General features: G+C 71.5%; 21 protein-coding genes. 12 read left to right on the top strand and 9 right to left on the bottom strand.

Annotation, left to right across the window (positions count from 1 at the left end; genetic code table 11):
• Positions 1-2: 2 nt before the first annotated feature.
• From rpsC to rpsJ, 8 genes are read right to left on the bottom strand one after another with little or no spacing between them, the layout of a single operon-like run.
• Entirely contained in the window at positions 3-821 is an 819-nt protein-coding gene (gene rpsC / locus SHK19_RS04210) for a 30S ribosomal protein S3 (RefSeq protein WP_322456753.1), read from the bottom strand.
• Positions 821-1,237 carry a 50S ribosomal protein L22 gene (gene rplV / locus SHK19_RS04205; RefSeq protein ID WP_322456754.1) on the bottom strand — a complete coding sequence of 139 codons (417 nt, stop codon included), beginning with the start codon at positions 1,235-1,237 and terminating at the stop codon, positions 821-823. The genes rpsC and rplV overlap by 1 nt, the downstream gene beginning before the upstream one ends.
• Complete coding sequence (gene rpsS, locus SHK19_RS04200; RefSeq protein ID WP_109694766.1) at positions 1,234-1,515, bottom strand: 30S ribosomal protein S19; 282 nt, start codon at positions 1,513-1,515, stop codon at positions 1,234-1,236. Before rpsS ends, rplV begins: the two co-directional genes overlap by 4 nt.
• 5 nt (positions 1,516-1,520) lie before the next feature.
• Positions 1,521-2,357, bottom strand: a complete 837-nt coding sequence (gene rplB / locus SHK19_RS04195; RefSeq protein WP_322456755.1) for a 50S ribosomal protein L2 — start codon at positions 2,355-2,357, stop codon at positions 1,521-1,523.
• Positions 2,357-2,659, bottom strand: a complete 303-nt coding sequence (gene rplW / locus SHK19_RS04190; protein ID WP_322456756.1) for a 50S ribosomal protein L23 — start codon at positions 2,657-2,659, stop codon at positions 2,357-2,359. Before rplW ends, rplB begins: the two co-directional genes overlap by 1 nt.
• Positions 2,656-3,333, bottom strand: a complete 678-nt coding sequence (gene rplD, locus SHK19_RS04185; protein ID WP_322456757.1) for a 50S ribosomal protein L4 — start codon at positions 3,331-3,333, stop codon at positions 2,656-2,658. The genes rplW and rplD overlap by 4 nt, the downstream gene beginning before the upstream one ends.
• A 5-nt stretch (positions 3,334-3,338) precedes the next feature.
• Positions 3,339-3,989 (bottom strand): 50S ribosomal protein L3, encoded by a 651-nt coding sequence (gene rplC / locus SHK19_RS04180; RefSeq protein ID WP_322456758.1) that lies wholly within the window; start codon positions 3,987-3,989, stop codon positions 3,339-3,341.
• Between the two features lie 11 nt (positions 3,990-4,000).
• Positions 4,001-4,309, bottom strand: a complete 309-nt coding sequence (gene rpsJ, locus SHK19_RS04175) for a 30S ribosomal protein S10 (RefSeq protein ID WP_007078637.1) — start codon at positions 4,307-4,309, stop codon at positions 4,001-4,003.
• A 487-nt stretch (positions 4,310-4,796) separates the two neighbouring features.
• Between rpsJ and SHK19_RS04170 the strand changes: the two genes are divergently transcribed.
• Genes SHK19_RS04170 through SHK19_RS04150 form a run of 5 tightly spaced genes read left to right on the top strand, consistent with a single transcriptional unit; the run spans position 4,797 to position 10,100 of the window.
• The gene (locus SHK19_RS04170; protein ID WP_322937933.1) at positions 4,797-5,966 is read left to right on the top strand and encodes a hypothetical protein; all 1,170 of its coding nucleotides are present in this window, start codon (positions 4,797-4,799) and stop codon (positions 5,964-5,966) included.
• Complete coding sequence (locus SHK19_RS04165) at positions 5,963-6,607, top strand: DUF4129 domain-containing protein (RefSeq protein WP_322456760.1); 645 nt, start codon at positions 5,963-5,965, stop codon at positions 6,605-6,607. The genes SHK19_RS04170 and SHK19_RS04165 overlap by 4 nt, the downstream gene beginning before the upstream one ends.
• The gene (locus tag SHK19_RS04160) at positions 6,604-7,776 is read left to right on the top strand and encodes a DUF4350 domain-containing protein (protein WP_322937932.1); all 1,173 of its coding nucleotides are present in this window, start codon (positions 6,604-6,606) and stop codon (positions 7,774-7,776) included. The genes SHK19_RS04165 and SHK19_RS04160 overlap by 4 nt, the downstream gene beginning before the upstream one ends.
• Positions 7,773-8,795: an AAA family ATPase gene (locus SHK19_RS04155; RefSeq protein ID WP_322456762.1), complete on the top strand. Its 1,023-nt coding sequence runs from the start codon at positions 7,773-7,775 to the stop codon at positions 8,793-8,795. The genes SHK19_RS04160 and SHK19_RS04155 overlap by 4 nt, the downstream gene beginning before the upstream one ends.
• Before the next feature lie 21 nt (positions 8,796-8,816).
• Entirely contained in the window at positions 8,817-10,100 is a 1,284-nt protein-coding gene (locus SHK19_RS04150; protein ID WP_322937931.1) for a DUF58 domain-containing protein, read from the top strand.
• 166 nt (positions 10,101-10,266) lie between these two features.
• Here SHK19_RS04150 and SHK19_RS04145 read toward each other — a convergent pair whose 3' ends face one another.
• A complete protein-coding gene (locus tag SHK19_RS04145) occupies positions 10,267-11,271 on the bottom strand; it encodes a stage II sporulation protein M (RefSeq protein WP_322456764.1) in 1,005 nt (334 codons plus the stop codon).
• Positions 11,272-11,407: 136 nt separating this feature from the next.
• Here SHK19_RS04145 and SHK19_RS04140 point away from each other — a divergent pair, with 136 nt between their 5' ends.
• The 7 genes from SHK19_RS04140 to SHK19_RS04110 are packed head-to-tail and all read left to right on the top strand — an operon-like array spanning position 11,408 to position 17,338.
• The gene (locus tag SHK19_RS04140) at positions 11,408-12,238 is read left to right on the top strand and encodes an RDD family protein (RefSeq protein ID WP_322456765.1); all 831 of its coding nucleotides are present in this window, start codon (positions 11,408-11,410) and stop codon (positions 12,236-12,238) included.
• 18 nt (positions 12,239-12,256) lie between these two features.
• On the top strand, positions 12,257-13,276 hold the full coding sequence (locus tag SHK19_RS04135) for an AAA family ATPase (RefSeq protein WP_322456766.1): 1,020 nt from the start codon (positions 12,257-12,259) through the stop codon (positions 13,274-13,276).
• 26 nt (positions 13,277-13,302) lie between these two features.
• A complete protein-coding gene (locus SHK19_RS04130; protein ID WP_322456767.1) occupies positions 13,303-14,190 on the top strand; it encodes a DUF58 domain-containing protein in 888 nt (295 codons plus the stop codon).
• On the top strand, positions 14,174-14,677 hold the full coding sequence (locus SHK19_RS04125) for a hypothetical protein (protein ID WP_322456768.1): 504 nt from the start codon (positions 14,174-14,176) through the stop codon (positions 14,675-14,677). Before SHK19_RS04130 ends, SHK19_RS04125 begins: the two co-directional genes overlap by 17 nt.
• Positions 14,668-15,729, top strand: a complete 1,062-nt coding sequence (locus SHK19_RS04120; RefSeq protein ID WP_322456769.1) for a vWA domain-containing protein — start codon at positions 14,668-14,670, stop codon at positions 15,727-15,729. Before SHK19_RS04125 ends, SHK19_RS04120 begins: the two co-directional genes overlap by 10 nt.
• Positions 15,726-16,631 carry a vWA domain-containing protein gene (locus tag SHK19_RS04115; RefSeq protein WP_322937928.1) on the top strand — a complete coding sequence of 302 codons (906 nt, stop codon included), beginning with the start codon at positions 15,726-15,728 and terminating at the stop codon, positions 16,629-16,631. The genes SHK19_RS04120 and SHK19_RS04115 overlap by 4 nt, the downstream gene beginning before the upstream one ends.
• Positions 16,628-17,338: a hypothetical protein gene (locus tag SHK19_RS04110; protein WP_322937927.1), complete on the top strand. Its 711-nt coding sequence runs from the start codon at positions 16,628-16,630 to the stop codon at positions 17,336-17,338. The genes SHK19_RS04115 and SHK19_RS04110 overlap by 4 nt, the downstream gene beginning before the upstream one ends.
• Positions 17,339-17,390 lie beyond the last annotated feature (52 nt).

The following is a 17,390-nucleotide window of genomic DNA, read 5'->3' as shown; positions in this document are numbered from 1 at the left end:
GCTCAGGACTCCGTTCCGGTGCTCGGCTCGGCGGCCGGCGCGTCCGTGGCGCCCGTGGGCGCGGACTCGCGGTCCGAGCGGGTCGGACGGTCTCCGCGCGACCCACGGGTCGGGCGGTCACCGCCGCGGCTGGGGCGGCCCCCGCGGCCGGGGACACCGGCGCGGGCAGCGGCCTGGGCCTGACGCTCGGCACGGGTGCCGGCGACCTCGCCCTTGTAGATCCAGACCTTCACGCCGATCCGGCCGAAGGTGGTGCGGGCCTCGTAGAAGCCGTAGTCGATGTCGGCGCGCAGCGTGTGCAGCGGGACGCGGCCCTCGCGGTAGAACTCGGTGCGCGACATCTCGGCGCCGTTGAGGCGGCCCGAGCACTGGATCCGGATGCCCTTGGCACCCGAACGCATCGAGGTCTGCATGGCCTTGCGCATCGCACGGCGGAACTGGACGCGGCCCGACAGCTGCTCGGCCACGCCCTGCGCGACGAGCTGAGCGTCGACCTCGGGGTTCTTGACCTCGAGGATGTTGAGCTGCACCTGCTTGCCGGTGAGCTTCTCGAGCTCGGTGCGGATCCGGTCGGCCTCCGCGCCGCGGCGGCCGATGACGATGCCCGGCCGGGCGGTGTGGATGTCGACGCGGACCCGGTCACGGGTGCGCTCGATCTCGACCTTGGAGATGCCGGCCCGCTCCATGCCCTTCGAGAGCAGCTTGCGGATCGCGACGTCCTCGCCGACGTATGCCTTGTACAGCTTGTCGGCGTACCACCGCGACTTGTGGTCGGTGGAGATGCCGAGACGGAAGCCGTTCGGGTTGATCTTCTGGCCCATTACTTACCCGCCTTCTTGACGACATCGGCCGGCTGGACGGCGATGGTGATGTGGCTGGTGCGCTTGTTGATCCGGGTGGCCCGGCCCTGCGCACGCGGACGCCACCGCTTCATCGTGGGGCCCTCGTCGACGTGCGCCACGGACACGACCAGGTCGCCGGTGGGCAGGCCCTCGGTGGTCTCGGCGTTCGCGACGGCGCTGGCGAGCACCTTGCCGACGGTCTTGGCAGCGGCCTGGGGGGTGAAGGCGAGGATCGACTGAGCCTCGTCCACGGGCAGGCCGCGGACCATGTCGACGACCCGGCGGGCCTTCATCGGGGTGATCCGGACGTAGCGCGCGCTCGCGAAGGCACCCGGCTGGTCACCCAGCAGGGTCTCGCGGCGGGCGCTGGTGCGCCGGCGGTCGGTGGTGGTCATCGACGACGTCCCTTCCGGTCTTCCTTGACGTGACCGCGGTAGGTGCGGGTGGGGGCGAACTCGCCCAGCTTGTGACCGACCATGGAGTCGGACACGAACACCGGCACGTGCTTGCGACCGTCGTGGACGGCGATCGTGTGACCGATCATCGCGGGGACGATCATCGAGCGGCGCGACCACGTCTTGATGACGTTGTGGCTGCCCTTCTCGTTCTCGGCGTCCACCTTCTTCATGAGGTGGTCGTCGACGAAGGGGCCCTTCTTCAGGCTGCGAGGCATCTCAGTTACTTCCTACCCTTGCCGGACTTGCGACGACGGATGATCTGGGCGTCGGAGGCCTTGCGACGACGCGTGCGGCCCTCCGGCTTGCCCCACGGCGAGACCGGGTGGCGACCACCGGAGGTCTTGCCCTCGCCACCGCCGTGCGGGTGGTCGACGGGGTTCATCACGACACCGCGGACGGTCGGGCGCTTGCCCTTCCACCGCATCCGGCCGGCCTTGCCCCAGTTGATGTTGGACTGCTCGGCGTTGCCGACCTCGCCCACCGTCGCGCGGCAGCGGACGTCGACGAAGCGCATCTCGCCGGAGGGCAGCCGAAGCGTGGCGCGCGAGCCCTCACGGGCGACGAGCTGGGCGCTGTTGCCGGCGGAGCGGGCCATCTTGGCACCGCCGCCGGGACGCAGCTCCACGCAGTGGATGGTCGTGCCGACCGGGATGTTGCGCAGCGGCAGGTTGTTGCCGGGCTTGATGTCGGAGCCGACGCCGGACTCGACGCGCATGCCCTGGACCAGGTCCTTCGGCGCGATGATGTAGCGCTTCTCGCCGTCGGCGTAGTGCAGCAGCGCGATCCGAGCCGTGCGGTTCGGGTCGTACTCGATGTGCGCGACCTTGGCCGGCACGCCGTCCTTGTCGTAGCGACGGAAGTCGATGATGCGGTAGGCGCGCTTGTGGCCACCGCCCTGGTGCCGGGTGGTGATCCGGCCCTGGTTGTTGCGGCCGCCCTTCTTGGGCAGCGGACGGGTCAGCGACTTCTCCGGCGTGGTCCGGGTGATCTCGACGAAGTCGGCCACCGAGGAGCCGCGACGGCCCGGCGTGGTCGGCTTGTACTTGCGGATTGCCATCAGTTCGGTCCTCCGAAGATGTCGATGCGGTGACCCTCGGCGAGACTGACGATGGCGCGCTTGGTGTCCTTGCGCTTGCCGATGCCGTAGCGGGTCCGCCGCGTCTTGCCCTGGCGGTTGAGCGTGTTCACCGACGTGACCTTGACGTTGAAGATCTTCTCGACCGCGATCTTGATCTCGGTCTTGTTGGCGTCGGGGTGCACCAGGAAGGTGTACTTGTTGGCGTCGAGGAGGCTGTAGCTCTTCTCCGACACCACCGGTGCGATCAGGACGTCGCGGTGGTCCTTGTGCAGGGTGCTCACTTGTCTGCCTCCTGGTTCGTCGGCTCGGCCGACCCAGTCGAGTCCGTCTTCTTGCCGTAGGCGGCGCCGGAGACGAACGCGTCGTACGCGCCCTTGCTGAACACGACGTCGTCGCTCGCGAGCACGTCGTAGGTGTTCAGCTGGTCGACGGCGACCAGGTGCACCTCGGGCGCGTTGCGCAGCGACAGCCAGGCGACGGTGTCGGTGCGCTCGAGGACCACGAGGTAGTTGGTGCGGTCGGTCAGGGAGCCGAGCGCGGTGAGAGCAGCCTTGGTCGACGGCTTGTCACCGGAGACGAGGCCCTCGACGACGTGGATCCGACCGTTGCGGGCCCGGTCGGTGAGGGCACCGCGGAGCGCGGCGGCCTTCATCTTCTTGGGGGTCCGCTGGCTGTAGTCACGCGGCTGCGGGCCGTGGACGACGCCACCGCCGGCGAATTGCGGAGCGCGGGTCGAGCCCTGGCGGGCGCGGCCGGTGCCCTTCTGCTTGTAGGGCTTGCGGCCACCGCCGCGCACGTCGGCGCGAGTCTTGGTGGCGTGCGTGCCCTGCCGAGCGGCAGCCTGCTGCGCGACGACCACCTGGTGGATCAGCGGGATGCTGACGTCGACGTCGAAGATCTCGTCGGGGAGCTCGACCTTGACGACCTTCGCGGTCTTGGCGTTCTTGGTGGCCATGTCGATCAGCCCTTCTTCGCAGAGGTCCGGAGGACGATGACGCCACCCTTGGGGCCGGGAACGGCGCCCTTGAGCAGGATCAGGCCCTTCTCGACGTCGACCGCGTGCACGGTGACGTTCTGGGTCGTGACGGTGTCGCTGCCCATCCGTCCCGCCATCCGCATGCCCTTGAACACGCGGCCGGGGGTGGCGCAGGCGCCGATCGAGCCCGGCTTGCGGTGGTTGCGGTGGGCGCCGTGCGACGCGCCGACGCCGTGGAAGCCGTGCCGCTTCATGACACCCGCGAAGCCCTTGCCCTTGCTGGTGCCGGTCACGTCGATGACCTGGCCCGGCTCGAAGGTGTCGACAGGAAGCTCCTGGCCCACGGTGTAGGCCGGGGCGTCCGCCGTACGGATCTCGATCAGGTGCCGGCGCGGGGTCGTGCCCGCCTTGGCGAAGTGACCCGCCTGCGGCTGGTTGACCTTGCGGCCCTCGATCTCGCCGTAGCCGATCTGGATGGCGTTGTAGCCGTCCGGCTCGGGCTGGCGGACCTGGGTCACCACGTTGGTCGTGGCCGCGACCACGGTCACCGGGACGATGCGGTTGTTCTCGTCCCACATCTGGGTCATGCCGAGCTTGGTGCCCAGCAGCCCCTTCACGTTGCGTTCGATCGTCATGAGCAACTTCCTCAGAGCTTGATCTCGATGTCGACGCCGGCCGGCAGGTCGAGCCGCATCAAGCTGTCGACGGTCTTGGGGGTCGGGTCGATGATGTCGATGAGGCGCTTGTGCGTGCGCATCTCGAAGTGCTCGCGCGAGTCCTTGTACTTGTGCGGCGAGCGGATGACACAGAAGACGTTCTTCTCGGTCGGCAGCGGCACCGGGCCGGCGACCTTCGCACCCGTGCGGGTGACGGTGTCCACGATCTTCCGCGCCGAGGTGTCGATCACCTCGTGGTCATAGGCCTTGAGCCTGATGCGGATCTTCTGTCCCGCCATAGGTCTCTCTCGTCCTTCTTCTCATCCGCCGATGTCTCGGTGCGTCCTCGGTATTGAGTCGGCCCCGCCCTGTTCCTCGCCCCGCACCGCCGACCCCCGAGGTCGGGCGTGTCGCTGCCCAGAAAATTGCTGAGCTTCACGCACACGTCCGCCTGAGCGGAACTCGTTGGTGTTTGTTGTTGGGGCGCCCGACGGTTCGTCGGGCTGATCGGGTCTCCCTGGGTCCGGCGCAACCGCACCACCGGCCGCAGTCCAGGAGGGCGAGCCCTGAGATCCAACTCAGAGACGCCTGCTCAGGAGACGCGATTCAGTAGTCAAGATGTACCGCACCCCGGCAACCCGCCGGAGCAACCTGGATATCTTGGCAGAGATCGCGCCCAGTCACAAAATCGAAGACGCCCGGGTGCAAGGATGGGCGACGATCCCGGACGACGCCCCCGCTCGCTCGGGGTTTCTCTGGCCGAGCGAGCGTGCATGAAGGAGTGCGATGACGGGTTCACCGCACCAGTTCCCCCCGCCCGGAGCGCCGCCGCCGGAGGAGCTCGCCGCACCGGGTGCACCGCCACCGGGCGCACCGCCACCGGGCGCACCGCCACCGGGGGCCCCGCCGCTCGGTGCCGCGGTCGGGCAGGCGCCACCCCACGCGCCCCACGCGCCCTACGCGCCGCCCCCGTCGTACGCCGCGCCCCCGCTGGGCATGCTCGGCGCCGCGCACAAGCCGGGCGCGATCCCGCTCCGGCCGCTGACTCTCGGCAGCATGTACGACGGTGCGTTCCGGATCATCCGGTTCAACCCGAAGGCGACGGTCGGCGCGGCCGTCCTGGTCACGGCGGTCGCCATGATCCTTCCGATCGCCGTGAGCGCCGTGCTCGCGTTCACCGTCGGCAGCGGCGTCAACTCCAGCGGCGAGATCGACGAGGACGCGAGCACGGCCGAGGCCCTCGCGGTGCTCGGCTCGCTCGGGTCGTTGCTGATCGGCACCTACGCCGCGCAGATCGGCATCATCTTCGTCACAGGCATGGTCGCCCACGTCACCCATGCCGCCGCCGTCGGCCGGCGGCTGACTCTCGCCGAGGCGTGGGCCGCCACCCACGGCAAGCGCTGGCGCCTGATCGGACAGGCCGTGCTCGTCGGAGTCACGAGCCTGGTCGCCATCGGGCTCCTGGTCGGCGTCGTCGTGCTCGTCGCGGTCGTCACCGGTGACGCGTTGTTGACGGTGCTGCTCGCCCTCGCGGTCGCTGCCGGGGGCATCCCCCTCCTGGTCTGGCTATGGATCAAGCTGGTGTTCCTCGCGACGCCCGCGCTGATGCTGGAGCCGATCGGGGTCTTCGCGTCGTTCGGCCGGAACTGGCGACTCAGCGTCGGGCAGTTCTGGCGGATCCTCGGCATCGGGTTGCTCACGTTGCTGATCGTCGGCGTCGCGGGCAGCATCCTGAGCACGCCGTTCGCGTTCGGGAGCCAGATCGGCGCTGCCCTCGTGCCGGAGTACTTCTTCCTCATCCTCACCGTCGGGCAGGCGATCGGGCTGGTGCTCCAGAACGCGTTCGTCGCGCCGTTCACGGCGGCGGTCACCTCGCTGCAGTACCTCGATCAGCGGATGCGCAAAGAGGCGTACGACGTCGAGCTGATGCGCGAGGCCGGGCTGATCCCGCGGTGATCCCCCTGGACCCGGCCGTTCCGGTGCGCCTCGCCGACCCGCCGCTCGACCCGAGCGCAGACGAGGCCCGGTCCCTGCTGCGCCAGGAGCTCGCGAACCCGGAGTACCACGACACCAACCTGGTCGAGCGGATCCAGAACTGGCTCGGCCGGCTGTTCGACGACAGCGTCGGCGCCGCGGCCGACATCCCCCCGCTCGGCACGTTCGCGGCGATCGTGATCCTCCTGCTGATCGTCGTCGCCATCGGGCTGCTGGTCTCCCGTGCGCGCCGCACCGCTCGAGCCCGCGGCGACCGCGCTCCGGCCCTGACCGACGAGGTGGTCACCGCGGCCGCGCTGCGCCAGCGCGCCGAGGCCGCCCTCGCGGAGGGGCGCTACGACGACGCCCTGGTCGACGCCTACCGGGCGCTCGCCGTCCGGCAGGTCGAGCGCGGCCGGATCGAGGACCTGCCCCAGGCGACGGCGCACGAGCTCGCGGCCGGCCTCGGCGTGGAGTTCCCGGCTCAGCGGCACCTCGTCGACCGCAGCGCCGACCTGTTCGACGCGGTCCTCTACGGAGACCACCCCGCCAGCCGCGAGCAGGCCCTCGACGTGCTCGCGCTCGACGACGAGCTCGCCGGCCGCCGGGAGCGGGTGCGATGACGACGACGCGCACCGCTCCCCCTCCGGCGCCGCCCCTCGCGGCCGGGGACGGGCCCGTCCGGGCGGGTTTCCTCCGCCGCAACCGGATCTGGCTGGTGGTCGGGGTCGCGCTCGTGCTCGCGCTCGTCGTGTCGGTCTGGGCCACCCAGGGCGACCAGCGCTACTCCGACCCGCTGGACCCCCAGAACCCCGACCCCGACGGCGCCCAGGCGCTGGCCCAGGTGCTGGGGGACGAGGGCGTCGACGTCACCATCGTCCGCTCGGCGGACGAGCTCCACGACGCCGACATCGACAGCCGGACGACGGTCCTGGTCACCGGCACCGAGCAGCTGGCGGAGAGCACCACCCGTCGGTTGCGCCGCGACGCCGCCGGCGCCGAGGTCGTGCTCGCCGACCCGCCCGACTACGTCGTCGAGGTGCTGCAGCAGGACGTGCGGTCGGCCTACGCCGACGACGAGACGTCCGGTGACTGCGGCGACGAGCGCTTCGACGACCTCCGTCTCGAGGTCGACTCGGCCGCCAGCTACGACACCGCGGACGGCTGCTTCCCCAGCAACGACGGCTTCGTGCTGGCGACCGGCGCCGACGCGACGACGTACTTCGGCGCCGGCGAGGCACTGACCAACGACCAGGTGCTGCGGGGCGACAACGCCGCGGTCGCGCTGCGCCTGCTCGGCGGGCACGACCGGCTGGTCTGGTACCTCCCGAGCTACGAGGACGCCGCCGACGACGAGACGTCCAGCGTGTGGACGTTCGCGCCCGACTGGGTACTCCCGTCCCTGTGGCTGGTGCTGTTCTCCGCGCTCGCCCTGATGTGGTGGCGTGGCCGCCGGATCGGCAAGCTGGCGACCGAGCCGCTGCCGGTCGTCGTCCGGGCCGTCGAGACGACGCGCAGCCGCGGGCGGATGTACCGGCGCGCGGACGACCGTCCCTACGCCGCCGCGGCACTGCGCGCCGCGGGCCGGCGCCGGCTGGCCGACCATCTCCGGCTCGGGCGCGGTGCGTCCGAGACCGAGGTCATCGGCGCCGTCGCCCGGCACCTCGGGCGCCGCGAGGAGGAGATCGGCGCGCTGCTCGCCGCGCACGCACCCGTCCCGGGCTCGGACTCCGGACTGGTCCAGCTCGCCCAGGAACTCACCCAGCTCGACAGAGAGGTACGCCGCGGATGACCGACCACGTCCCCGAGTCCATGTCTGCTCCGCCCGCCCCGACCACCACCCCCGGCACGGACGCCGCGCTGCGCGAGCGGCTGCTCGCCGTCCGGCAGGAGGTCGGCAAGGCCGTCGTCGGTCAGGACGCCGCGGTGTCCGGACTGCTCGTCGCGCTGCTGTGCGGCGGGCACGTGCTGATGGAGGGGGTGCCCGGTACGGCGAAGACCCTGCTGGTGCGCACGTTGGCGGCGTCGCTGGCCGTCGACACCCGAAGGGTGCAGTTCACGCCCGACCTGATGCCCGGCGACATCACCGGGTCGCTCGTCATCCACAGCTCGGCGGGCGAGGGCAACGAGCTGTCGTTCCGCGAAGGCCCGGTCTTCACCAACCTGCTGCTCGCCGACGAGATCAACCGGACCCCGCCCAAGACCCAGTCGGCGCTGCTCGAGGCGATGGAGGAGGGCCAGGTGTCCGCCGACGGTGTCACGCGTCCCCTCCCCCGGCCGTTCCTCGTCGCGGCGACCCAGAACCCGGTCGAGTACGAAGGCACCTACCCGCTGCCGGAGGCCCAGCTGGACCGGTTCCTCCTCAAGGTGGTGCTGCCGGTGCCGCCGCGCACCGACGAGATCGCGATCCTCACCCGGCACGCCGAGGGCTTCGACCCTCGTGACGTGGCGGCCGCCGGCGTCACGGCAGTGGCATCCGGAGCCGACATCGAGGCCGCGCAGGTCGCGGTGAAGGGAGTGCAGGTCTCGCCCGAGGTCGCGACGTACATCGTCGACATCGCGCGGGCCACCCGCGAGTCGCCGTCGCTCTCCCTCGGCGTCAGCCCGCGCGGCGCCACCGCGCTCTTGCGCGCGGCACGGGCGTGGGCCTGGTTGTCGGGCCGGGACTTCGTGACCCCGGACGACGTCAAGGCGCTCGCCCACGCGTCCCTCGTGCACCGGCTCGGGCTGCGTCCCGAGGCCGAGCTAGAAGGAGTCGACGTCGCCAAGGTCCTGTCCTCCGCGCTCGGCTCGGTCCCGGTGCCGCGTTAGACCGTGGTCATCTCAGGGCGGGTGCCGCTCCTCCTCCTGTTCGGCGTCGTGGCCGTGGTGCTGCGACCGTCGGCCGGCACGGTGGTGCTCTGGCTGGTCGCCGTCACGCTCCTGGTCGGCACCGACCTGCTGCTCGCACCGTCGACCGCCACGGCGGGGCTGCACCGGCGACCGCCCGGCACCGTGCGACTCGGCTACCCCGCGGAGTCGGTGGTGACCGTCGCCAACGATGGCAACCGGACGCTGCGGCTCGAGGTGCGCGACGCGTGGCAGCCGACTGCCGGGGCGACCGATAACCGGCACCGGCTGGCGGTGGCGGCGGGCGACCGGCGGCCGCTGCGCACCTCCCTGCGACCGTGGCGGCGCGGCGACCTGCGGGCCTACGGCGTCACCGTCCGCTCGTGGGGACCGCTTCACCTGGCCGCCAAGCAGCACACGTACGACGTGCCGGGGACGGTCCGCTCGCTGCCACCCTTCGAGTCGCGCAAGCACCTACCCTCGCGGCTGGCGCAGCTCCGCGAGCTCGACGGGCGGGCGGCGGTGCGGATCCGCGGCGCGGGCACCGAGTTCGACTCGCTCCGCGAGTACGTCCGGGGCGACGACGTGCGCTCGATCGACTGGCGTGCGTCAGCGCGCACGCCCCACGTCGTCGTCCGCACCTGGCAGCCGGAGCGGGACCGGCGGGTGGTGCTCGTGCTCGACACCTCCCGCACCGCCGCGGCCCGGGTCGGCGGCGCCGACGGGGTGCCGCGCCTCGACGCGGCGATGGACGCCGCCCTGCTGCTGGCGGCGCTCGCCTCCCGCGCGGGCGACCGCATCGACTTCGTCGCCGGCGACCGCCGGATCCGCGCCCGGCTCCGCGCGGCCGGCGCGCGCGACATCGCCGCCCGGCTGCAGGAGTCGATGGCCGACCTCGAGCCGGTCATCGCGGAGGCCGACTGGGACGCGCTCGCGGGCGCGGTCCAAGGATTCGGCAAGCAGCGGGCGCTCGTCGTGCTCCTCACCCCGGCGGAGCCCTCGGCCATCCAACAGGGCCTGCTTCCGGTGCTGCCCGCGCTCACCCGCCACCACCGCGTGGTCATCGCCTCCGTCCGCGACCCCGAGCTCAACCGGCTCGCCGACGAACGCGGCACGGTCGACGACGTCTACGACGCCGCCGCGGCCGAGCAGGAGATCCGCCGCCGCGACTGGACGACCGACGTGCTGAGCCGCCTCGCCGTCGACGTGGTCGACGCCGACGCCGAGCGGCTGCCGCCCGCGCTCGCCGACCACTACCTCACTCTCAAGGCGCAGGGGCTTCTCTGACAAACTCGGCCTGAGGACGCCAGCGAACCTCAACCGACGCCTAGCCAACTGCGGGCCGGCAGCGTGGCGCGTTGCGGCGAAGCCGCATCGTGCGGCGCCCGCGGGCCGAGCGAAGCGATGGTCCGTGCGGTGTCGCACGATCCGCGACACGCTCGGCCAATTCAACTCAGTCCTGGGTGGCGACCCGGTCCTCGAGGAGGTCGGCGCTGATGTCGCCGGTGTGGCCGCGGAGGAAGGCCTGGCGGCCGACGACGAACACGTAGAGGAAGAACGCGACCTCGGCGAGGACCCCGATCGCGATCCTCGCCCAGGTGGGCAGGGGCGACGGCGTCACGAAGGCCTCGATGATGCCGCTGACCAGGAGCACGGCGACCAGCCCGAGCGCGACCGTGCCCATCGTCCGGCCGGTCTGCGCCAGCGCCTTCGCGCGACTGAGCCCGCCCGGCTCGACCCACGACCAGAACAGCTTCAACCCGATGCCGCCGGCGACGAAGATCGCGGTGAGCTCCAGGAGGCCGTGTGGGAGGATCAGCCCCCAGAACACGTCGCCCCGACCGTGGTTGGTCATGATCGCGCCGGCGCCGGCGAGGACCGTCACGTTCTGGAACATCACGAAGATGACGCCGACCCCGGTGATGCCGAGCGCCAGGCACTGGGCGGCGACCCAGGCGTTGTTGAGCCAGACGCGGGTGCCGAAGGCGCCCTGCGCGTTCTCGCTGTAGTAGTTCTCGAAGTCCTCGTTGACGTAGTTGTCGACCTCACCGGGAGGGATGAGGGTCTGCTCGATCGCGGGGTTGTCGAGCAGCCACCACATCAGCACGGCCGTCAGGGCGACGTTGCCGGCCAGGCAGCCGAGCCACCACCAGCGCAGCCGGTAGAGCGCGGCGGGGAACTGCTCGGTGAAGAACCGCCCGGCCGCCTGCCAGCTGAGGATGCGGGCACCGATCATCTTGATCCGTGCCCGGCTGAGCAGCGAGGACAGGTAGGCGATGACCTCGGCGTCCGGCGCCGACGTGCGGATCACCGAGAGCTGGGTCGCCACCTGCTGGTAGCGGTCCACCAGCTCGTCGCTCTCGGGGCCGTCGGGGCGTCGGGTGCTCACGAGCTGCTCGAGCCGCGCCCACTCGTGCGAGTGCGCGACGACGTAGGCGTCGAGGTCGATGCGCGGCACGGGGACAGGGTACGGCGTTCACGCCCCCGCGACCGAGCTTGCGAGGTCGGGGTCCGGGGCGGGAGGTCGAGTAGCCCCGGCGACCGAGGAACGAGGTCCGCCGACGGGCGTATCGAGACCCCGTAACCTGACCACGATGTCGACCCAGCCCGCGATCCAGCCTGCGACCGAGTTCGCCACGATCACCACCGACGACCTCGTCACCGGTGAGGGCGTCGCGCTGGACCTGCCCCCCGCCAGCCTGGGGCTGCGGCTGGCCTCCGGGCTGATCGACCTGGTCGTCATGGTCGTGCTGTTCACGACCAGCCTGCTGGTGCTGCTCGTCGCCACCATCAACGTGGACCAGGCGCTGGTCGACGCCGCCATCGTCGCGGCGTCCATCATCACGTTCGCCGTCTACCCGACGGTGCTCGAGACCCTCACCCGCGGTCGCTCACTCGGCAAGCTGGCGCTGGGACTGCGCACCGTCCGCGACGACGCCGGCCCCATCTCGTTCCACCACGCCCTCGTGCGGGCGCTCATCGGCTACGTCGAGATCATCGTGTGCTCGGGCGTCCTCGCGTTCTTCTCGATGCTCGTCAGCAGCAAGGGCAAGCGGCTGGGCGACTTCGCAGCCGGTACCTACGTGATCCGCGACCGGGTCGCGCTCCGGCTTCCGCCCCCGCCCCCGATGCCGCCCGAGCTCGCCCATTGGGCGCGCAACGCGGACCTGGCGAGCCTCCCGACCGGCCTGGCGCTCGCCGTACGCCAGTTCCTCGGGCGGCTGCCCGCCCTCGACCCGCACTCGCGGCACCGGGTCGGCACCGACCTGCTGGCCGAGGTCCGGCGGTACGTCGCACCGGCGCCGCCGACCGGTGCGCCGCCGGAGATGGTGCTCGGTGCCGTCATCGCCGAGCGTCGCGACCGGGACCTCGCCCGGCTGCGCCGGGACGACGAGTTCCGCTCGAGGCTTGCCGCTCGGGACTGACGGGTAGGTTTGCCGCCGATGACTACTACCCGGTCCGCCCAGCCGACGACCCCGCTCACCGCCGCCGACGTCGCCGGCGCGAGCGACGCCATCGACCGGATCTCCACGGCGTGGTCGAGCCGGGTCGTCGGCCAGGAGCGGATCCGCACGGCGCTGCTGGTCACCCTCCTCTCCGAGGGCCACGTCCTGCTCGAGAGCGTGCCGGGGCTCGCGAAGACGCTCGCGTCGGCGACGCTGGCGCAGGCCGTCAGCGCCGAGTTCTCGCGGATCCAGTGCACGCCCGACCTGCTGCCGAGCGACATCATCGGCACCCAGGTCTACGACCCGCGGCGGCACGAGTTCGAGACGCAGCTCGGCCCGGTGCACGCCCATTTCGTGCTCCTCGACGAGATCAACCGGGCGAGCGCCAAGACGCAGTCGGCGCTGCTCGAGGCGATGCAGGAGCGCCAGACCTCGATCGCGGGGACCATCCACCCGCTCCCGAGACCGTTCATGGTGCTCGCCACGCAGAACCCGATCGAGGAGGAGGGCACCTACGTCCTCCCCCACGCCCAGATGGACCGGTTCCTGCTCAAGGAGATCGTCGACTACCCCGACGAGTCCGACGAGCTGATGGTGCTCGACCGGATCGACGACGGCACGCTCGGTCAGCACGCCACGAAGGTCGAGCCGGTGGCCACCATCGGCGACGTCATCGACGTGCAGGCGATGGTGCGGCGCGTCTACGTCGACCCGGCGATCCGCCGCTACGTCGTCGCCGCGGTGCGCGCGACCCGGCACGTCGGCGAGCTGCTCGGGCCCGAGCTCGGCGCCTACGTCGAGATCGGCGCCAGCCCGCGCGGCAGCATCGCCTTCTTCCAGGCGGCACGCGCGATGGCCGTCATCCAGGGCCGCCACTACGTCATCCCGGAGGACATCCGCGAGCTGCGGCACGCCGTGCTCCGGCACCGGATCCACCTCAGCTTCGAGGCACTGGCCGACCGGGTGCAGCCCGAGAGCATCATCGACGCGGTGTTCCGCGCCGTACCCACGCCGTGACCGGGATGTAGAGGAGACGGCACACGGTGGCTCATCTGGCCCGCGTCAAGGCTCGGCTCTCGATCCATGCCCACCGCAAGGTGCGCGGGCTGCTCGAAGGTGAGTACGCCGCGATCCAGGTCGGGCGGGGCATCGACTTCAACGACCTGCGCGAGTACGTCCGCGGCGACGACGTGAAGGACATCGACTGGAAGGCATCGGCGCGCACCCGGATGCTGCTGGTGCGGCGCTACGTCGCGGAGCGCAAGCACACGGTCGTGCTCGCCGTGTCGACCGGTCGCAGCATGGCGGCGATGAACGACGCCCGGCACTCGAAGCGCGATCTCGCGGTCTTCGTGGCGGGAGTGATGGGCTACCTCGCCGTCCGGCACGGCGACCTGGTGGCGCTCGTCCACGGCGACGCCCGGCGTCAGCACGTGCGCCCGCCCGACAGCGGCGAGCTCTACCTCGAACGGCTGCTCGGCCGGGTGCACGACGCGATCACACCCACGGCTCCGCCGAGCGACCTCACCGCGGTCCTCGACTACGTCGCCCGTGCGATCCGGCGGCGCACGATCCTGGTCGTGGTCTCCGACGAGACGCACGTCTCGGACGAGCTCGCCGACTCGCTGCGCCGGCTGACCGCCCAGCACGAGGTCCTCTTCCTGACGATCGGCGACCTCGACCCGACGATCACCGCCGGCGCCCCGCGCCGGCTGGTCGATGTCGACGTCGGTGCGGAGGTGCCGTCCTGGCTCCGCGGTGATGCCCGGCTCCAGGAGGAGTACGCCGCGCTCGTCGCCGGCGAGGAGTCCCAGCTGCGCCGACGCCTCGACCAGCTCGGGGTCGTGCACGAGCGGGTCCGCGACACCGAGTCCGCCATCACCGCCGTGTTCCGAGCGTTGGAGAGGCACCGCCATGCTCGCAGACGTTGAGCTGCATGCCCTCGAGCTGCAGGACGAGTTCAACGGCCCGGTGGCGTACGGCGACCGCTGGCTGTGGCTCGCCCTGCTCGGCCTGTGCCTGGTGGCGGTGTACTACCTCGCGGTGGTCTGGTTCACGCGGGACCGGTCGGTGCGCGGGGTCGTCTCGTGGACCCGTGCCGACGTGCCGTCGGTCCGCCAGCAGCACCTGGACCGGATCGCCCGGATCGAGGCTGCCGTGCGCACCGGACAGGTCCCGGCGCGGGACGGTCACCAGCAGCTGAGCGAGACCGTCCGGTCCTACGTCGGCGCGGTGAGCACGATCCCGGCACCGACGATGACGCTGGCCGACTTCCGCCACCAGGCGCCGCCGGCGCTCACCGAGGCGATCGAGCTCATGTATCCCCCAGAGTTCGCTCCCGACGAGGTCGGCCAGGCGCGCGAGCGGTTCGACGACGCGCTGGCCCGAGCCCGACAGCTGGTGGCGTCGTGGAGCTGAGCTGGACGACGAGCGACAGCGAGCTGAAGTGGCCGTGGCTGGTCGTGCTGCTGGTCCTGCTCGTGGTCGTGCTGCTGGCGTTCTGGGTCCGGACCTGGTGGCGACGGCAGCCGTCGGGAGCGTCGTACGTTGCCCATGCGGCGCGGCTCCGTGCGCTCCCCCGCTACCGCGTCCTCGTCCAGCGCCGCCGGCTGCTCGGCGGCTTCGGCTCGCTCGCCGCCCTCGTCGCGTGCGTCGGCGGGATCGTGCTCGGCGGACGGGTCCAGGAGACCCAGGTGATGGATCGCGACGAGGCGGCGCGCGACATCATGCTCTGCCTGGATGCGTCGGGGTCGACCGCTCCCTGGAACGTCGACGTCATCCAGGAGTTCCGCAACATCGTGGAGGGCCTCCAGGGCGAGCGGATCGGGTTGACGGTCTGGAACAACGCCGCGATCACGAAGTTCCCCCTCACCGACGACTACGCGTTCGTCCTCGACCGGCTCGACGAGGCGGAGGAGGCGTTCGCGGGCTGGAGCGAGATCCTCCCCAGCGAGGCGTTCGACGACTTCACGGCCGGCACCTGGAGCGAGGAACGCCAGTACCAGTCCTCCCTGGTCGCCGACGGCCTCGTCTCGTGCGTGCAGCGGTTCGACCGGCTCGACGAGGACCGCGGCCGGGCCCTGGTGTTCGCCACCGACGGCGAGCAGCGCGGGCGGAGCGTCTACGACCTCGACGAGGCCGCCGCGTACGCCGCTGACGACCGGGTCGTCGTCCACGTGATCGCCAACCCCGGCGAGCCCGACGTGGAGGGCGACATCGACGGGCTCCAAGCTGCGGCCGAGGTGACCGGCGGAACGTTCGCGCAGCTCGGCACCGGCGGCTCGGCCGAGGAGGTGGTCGAGGAGATCAACGAGCTCGAGGCCGCGAAAATCGAGCGTCCGCCGCTGGTCCAGACCCTCGACGCGCCGCGCGCCGGCCAGGTCATCGCCGGGATCGGCGTGGGCCTGCTCGTGCTCGTCTGGGTGGCGCAGGGCCTGATCGCACTGGCCGCTCGGAGGTCGACGCGATGAGCACCGCCCTCGTCCTCGCGCGCCGGATCGGGATCGTCGTCGCCCTGGTGCTGGTGCTGCTGCAGCCGGGGTTCGGCACCCGCGCCGCTCCGAGCCAGCTCTCCGACATCGAGGTGCTCGTCGTCGTCGACCGGACCCGGTCGATGGCGGCGCTCGACTACCAGGGCGGCCCGCGGGTCTACGGCGCCCAGCGTGACCTGGAGGAGCTCGCGGACGCACTCCCCGGCGCCCGGTTCGCGTTTCTCACCTACGGCACCGACGTGGAGCTCGAGCTGCCGTTCACCAGCGACGCGACGACCTTCCGGGCGGCGATCGAGACGTTGCGGCTGGAGGGCCCGTTCGACGGGAGCGGCTCGCGGGCGGACCGCCCGTTGGAGGCGATGCGCGACATCCTCGAGCGCGCGGACGAGCAGCATCCCGACCGGCAGCGGGTGGTCGTCTTCGTCGGCGACGGCGAGAACACCGCCGACGGTGAGCAGGCGTCGTTCGCGGAGCTCGAGGACCTGGTCGACGCCGGGGTCGTCCTCGGTTACGGCACCGAGGAAGGCGCCAAGATGCCCGAGTCGGACGACCTGTCCACGGACGACGGCTACATCTACGACCAGGAACGCGGCGAGGACGCCGTCTCGCGGATCGACGAGGACAACCTTCGGTCGATCGCGTCCGAGCTCGGCATCGACTACGCCCACCGCACCGAGCCTGGCGGGATGACTGCGATCGCCGACGACTTCGAGGCGTCGTACACCCTGGACGAGGGGGCGGATGCTCCGGCGAAGCACGACCTGACCTGGCTGTTCGGCCTGGTCCTGCTCGGACTGGTGCTGCTCGAGCTGCGGACGTCGTGGCGGGCGCTCTGGACCGCCCACCACTCCCTCGCGCCGGCCCGGAACGAGGCGGCATGACCCGCACCAGACTGCGCATGATCCTCGTCCTGGCCGGCATCGTGCCGGCGCTGGTCGCGCTCCTGTTCGCCGTGAAGGTGGTGGCGATGCTCTCCCACGACCGTGACGGCCGCAGCCAGTTCGAGGACACCGACTACCTGGGGGCAGCCGACGAGTTCTCGGCCAACGGCTCGGTCAACTGGTTCGAGCCGTGGATCTCCGCGTTCGACGAGGGCGCCGCGCGGCACGCCGACGGCGACCTGGAGGGCGCGCTCGAGCGCTACGCCACCGCGCTCGAGGACGTGCCGGTCGAGGAGGAGTGCACGGTGCGGATCAACATCGCGCTGGCCGACGAGACGCTGGGCGACACCGCACACGAGGCCGGCGACGCCGACGAGGCGGCCGGTTGGTGGCAGGCCGGCATCGACGCCCTGGCCGAGGGCGACTGCCCCACCGACTCCGGCCGCGGCGAGGACCAGACCCGCGACGCCGCGGCCGTCGACCAACGCCTGCGCGACAAGCTGCAGCAGCAACAACAACAGCAACAGCAGGAAGAGCAGCAACAGCAGCAGGACGACCAGGAGCAGACCCCCGAGGAGCGGCGCCAGCAGCGCCAGCAGGAGCGCAAGGAGCGCCGGCTGGAGGAGCGCAACGAGGACGCGATCGAGGAGGAGCAGGACTACGAGGAGGACGAGCGGGACCGCGACTACTCGCAGTACCACTGGTGACCGGTCAGGCCGAGCGCCTCGTCGAAATGCATCAAGGCCCCTGCCGGAGCAG

The organism is Nocardioides bizhenqiangii, assembly GCF_034661235.1.
In the GTDB taxonomy this organism is placed as follows: domain Bacteria; phylum Actinomycetota; class Actinomycetes; order Propionibacteriales; family Nocardioidaceae; genus Nocardioides; species Nocardioides bizhenqiangii.
This window is presented reverse-complemented; position numbering and strand designations above follow the sequence as displayed.